Raw genomic sequence first — 3808 nt, forward strand, 5'->3', positions numbered from 1 at the left:
GCTGTAGAGCAGCACGGCGCGCTTGGTGTAGATGAGGTTCATCGAACCCTTGATGATGACGTTGGTCTCGAGAAAAGCGTCGTCGCACTGGGCGATGATGTCGACAATGGCATTGCCGATGCAAAGCACGTCATAATCGGGCATCAATGTCTCCGCCAAAAACCCGAGCCGGCTTCTCGCCACCCTGCCAGGCGCGAGTCTGCCCGGTGGAAATGGGCTTTCCGCTTTCCAATCCGTTCGCCGGCGGCTTCACGGGGCGGCGAGTCCTGCCTCGCGACGCAATTCGTCCGCCCTGTCTGTCTTCTCCCAGGTGAAATCAGGCTCTTCACGTCCGAAATGGCCATACGTCGCTGTATTGCGGTATATAGGGCGTAAGAGATCAAGCATCTTGATAATGCCTTTCGGTCTGAGATCGAACAACTCAAGAATGAGGCGCTCGATCCTGCTTTCCTCAACCCTAGCTGTCCCGAACGTGTTGACCATGACGGAAACCGGACTGGCCACGCCGATTGCGTAAGCAAGCTGCACCTCGCACACGTCTGCGAGTCCGCTAGCGACGATGTTCTTTGCGACATAGCGGGCCGCATAGGCAGCTGAGCGGTCAACCTTAGACGGGTCCTTGCCCGAGAAGGCGCCGCCGCCATGACGACCCATCCCGCCATAGGAGTCGACGATGATCTTGCGTCCAGTGAGACCGCAGTCGCCGCGCGGCCCGCCGACTACGAACCGCCCCGTCGGGTTGACCAGAATTCTGATGCCTTCCGTCTCCAGGTGGGTCGGCAGGACAGGCTTTATGATTTCCTCAATGACGCCCTCGCGGACAGTCTCTTGCGAGACCTCCTCGTCATGTTGTGTCGACACGACGATGGTATCCAGGGCGACTGGGCGCAACCCCTCATAGCGCACTGAGACTTGGGATTTCATGTCAGGACGCAACCAGCCAAGCTGTTCTGCCTTCCGGACATACGCCTGCCGTTTCGTCAAGCGATGAGCGAGCTGGATCGGCAAAGGCATCAGGGTATCGGTTTCTCGGCATGCGTAGCCGAACATGAGGCCCTGATCTCCCGCTCCCTGCTGGAGGTCTTGCCCTCTTCCCTCTTCAACGCCTTGGCTGATGTCGGGCGACTGCTCGGTGAGGGCATGAACCACGGAGCAACGCCGGCCGTCAAAGCCGACGGCCTCGTCGTCGTACCCAATGTCGAGAATCGTATCACGCGCAACTTGGCTATAATCCACCTGGGCATCGCTGGTAATCTCGCCAGCCAGAACGACTATCCCTGATTTTACCAACGCTTCACAGGCGACGCGCGCCTTGGGATCTGTGCGGAGGATGGCATCGAGGATGGCATCCGAGATGTTGTCAGCCAGCTTATCCGGGTGCCCCGCGCCAACCGATTCGGAAGAGAACACGAACTGCCTAGCCATGAATACCTCGCTTCGGATGTTGGATGTGGTATGGGCATTTTGCTTGGCCCACCTTACTTGTCGGAGATGCCCGGGACCTCGAACGCAGCGCACAAGTCGGCAACGTCTCTTCGCACGCAGGCATGGAGATCTTCGTCGTCTGGCCGCTGGAGGACGGAGTCAATGAAGCCAGCAATTTGCTCCATTTCCACATCGCGCATGCCCATTGACGTCACTGCTGGCGCCCCCAGGCGAATTCCGCTTGTGACCGCCGGATCCCGCGGGTCGCCAGGAACCATGTTAAAGTTTGTGATGATTCCTGCCTTTGCTAGTCGCTCGGCATAGGCCTTGCCCGATAGTGGCCGATTGCGAAGATCAAGGATCAGCATGTGATTGTCCGTCCCCCCGGTAACCAGGTCATAACCTCGCTCAAGCAGTGCAACTGCCAGAGCCTTGGCATTCTTAACCGTCTGTTGGCCGTAGCTTCGGAAGGACGGGTTCGCGGCTTCGTGCAAGGCAACCGCTAGCGCAGCGATGGCATTCATGTGAGGCCCGCCTTGCAGGTGAGGGAAGACCGCCCGGTCTATTCGTCTGGCGAGATTGTATTTGCTCTTTGTATGATACAGGGCCTGATAGCGATCTTCGTTCCTTGACAAAATGAAGCCACCGCGGGGACCGCGGATCGACTTATGGGACGTGCTGCTGACCACGTCGCAATGGCCCACGGGATTCGGGTGCGCTCCCGCGGCAATCAGGCCGCTGATGTGCGCAATGTCGGCTACGAGATAGGAGTTCGCTTCCAGGGCGATTTCTGCCATTGCCGCGTAGTTAAAGACACGCGGGTAAGCAGTTCCGCCGACCCAGATGAGCCGCGGCCTTTCCCGCTTGGCTGTCTCGCGCAAGCGGTCATAGTCAATCTGCTGTGTCGTTTCATCCAACCCATAGGGGACGCGTTGATAGTCAGTACCGGAAAAATTGATGGCCCAACCATGAGTCAGATGGCCCCCTTCCGGAAGGGGCAAGCCCATGACTTTGTCACCGGGGCTCAAAAGCGCACGATAGACAGCCTGGTTGGCCGGCGAGCCGGAATAAGGCTGGACGTTGGCATGCTCGCTGCCAAATAATGCTTTCAGGCGCTCAGTGGCCAGATTTTCAAGCTCATCAACGATCTCGTTTCCAGCGTAGTAGCGCGCACCGGGGTACCCCTCGGCGTACTTGTTTGTGAAAATTGAGCCGTTCGCTTCCAGCACGGCCGAGGACGCAAAGTTCTCTGAGGCGATGAGCTTGAGGGTCGTCCGCTCCTGCTGCTCCTGTCTCAGAAGCAGCTCGTGAACGCGGCAATCAACCGCGGCCAAGGAAGACCGCCCATAGGTGTCGGGCTGTGCGATCGCGTCGTCGGCGGAGTTGTCCATGGTAGCTTCGCACTCCAATTGGATTGACCTACTTCACTATCAGGCATGCGGTACCCTTCGGCCGCGTGTTTCGTACCGCTTCAAGCCTTTGCAGGTCCTGTTTATGATAGCCGTCGCGATGGGGCAGGAGATCGACCAATAATCGAACCAGCCCGCCGTCGTTGGATTCTGCTTTGAGATGGTACGAGCGCCACGGAGGCTGTTCGTTGCAGCAAAGCAAGTCGGCTCTGGCGAGTAGCCGGACGTGTCGCGCAACCCGCTCTCGACACACGCCCAGAATCTCCGCTAGCTCGCAGACAGTTAGGTCCGCATGCGCACAAAGGCCCAGGAATCGAAGGCGATCAGAATGGGCTGCCATGCGCAGGCGACTGACCAGTGCCATCATGGGTCAGGCCCAAGTTCTACCGAATTTCTCATTTCCCGTTCTCCACAGAAGTTGCAGCTTTCGAAGGTTGTCCAACGACCAGACAAATCTTGGTGGCCGTGACCGACCGCCGAAATCGCTGTGTCGAACAAACTAATGGGCGCTCTTCTTGCCATTGCCTTTAGCCGAAATTTGCAAGCAGTTCGGCGAGTCGGAGGACAAGCGGCGCCACGGTTTGACCACTGATCTCAGACGTTGCATTAAGCCTACCATTCACAGCGAGCCGGAGTTGCTAAGAGTCTATGAATTTCCTTGAAGGATCTGTTGCAACGGTTGTCGATCTGGCCTGCTCCCGGTTTGCAGCGATCAATCTCGAGCAGACTGACCGTGATACAAAGATGAAGGAAGGTTCCCTTTCAATCCGATCTTCTTCCCGACCAAGAACCGTCCCGGTCTAAGTGAACTGACCCCCGAAAGTTGGACACAACCTTCGGGGGTTTTGCATGTCCAGACACGGCGAGAGTTTCAAGCGCCTCGGTTGTCGATAGCTATTTAGGCGGGGATGAGAGCTACGCGAGTGCGGCGTCGATGCATGGCGTTGATGCGGCCACTGTTCGCAAGTGGGTTG

2 protein-coding genes and 1 pseudogene are annotated in these 3808 nt (G+C 57.8%); all 3 read right to left on the reverse strand.

Annotation, left to right across the window (positions count from 1 at the left end; genetic code table 11):
- Positions 1-144: pseudogene (locus NKH35_RS30865) on the reverse strand (adenosine kinase); the annotation flags it as partial.
- 105 nt (positions 145-249) lie between these two features.
- Positions 250-1425 carry a methionine adenosyltransferase gene (metK, locus tag NKH35_RS30870; protein ID WP_352917473.1) on the reverse strand — a complete coding sequence of 392 codons (1176 nt, stop codon included), beginning with the start codon at positions 1423-1425 and terminating at the stop codon, positions 250-252.
- A 53-nt stretch (positions 1426-1478) separates the two neighbouring features.
- Positions 1479-2816, reverse strand: a complete 1338-nt coding sequence (glyA, locus tag NKH35_RS30875; RefSeq protein ID WP_023707831.1) for a serine hydroxymethyltransferase — start codon at positions 2814-2816, stop codon at positions 1479-1481.
- Positions 2817-3808 lie beyond the last annotated feature (992 nt).

It is taken from the genome of Mesorhizobium sp. M1143, assembly GCF_040318435.1.
In the GTDB taxonomy this organism is placed as follows: domain Bacteria; phylum Pseudomonadota; class Alphaproteobacteria; order Rhizobiales; family Rhizobiaceae; genus Mesorhizobium.

Coding starts and splice junctions, on each gene's coding strand:
- metK (WP_352917473.1), bottom strand. CDS start 1,425: ATGGCTAGGCAGTTCGTGTTCTCTTCCGAATCGGTTGGCGCGGGGCAC.
- glyA (WP_023707831.1), bottom strand. CDS start 2,816: ATGGACAACTCCGCCGACGACGCGATCGCACAGCCCGACACCTATGGG.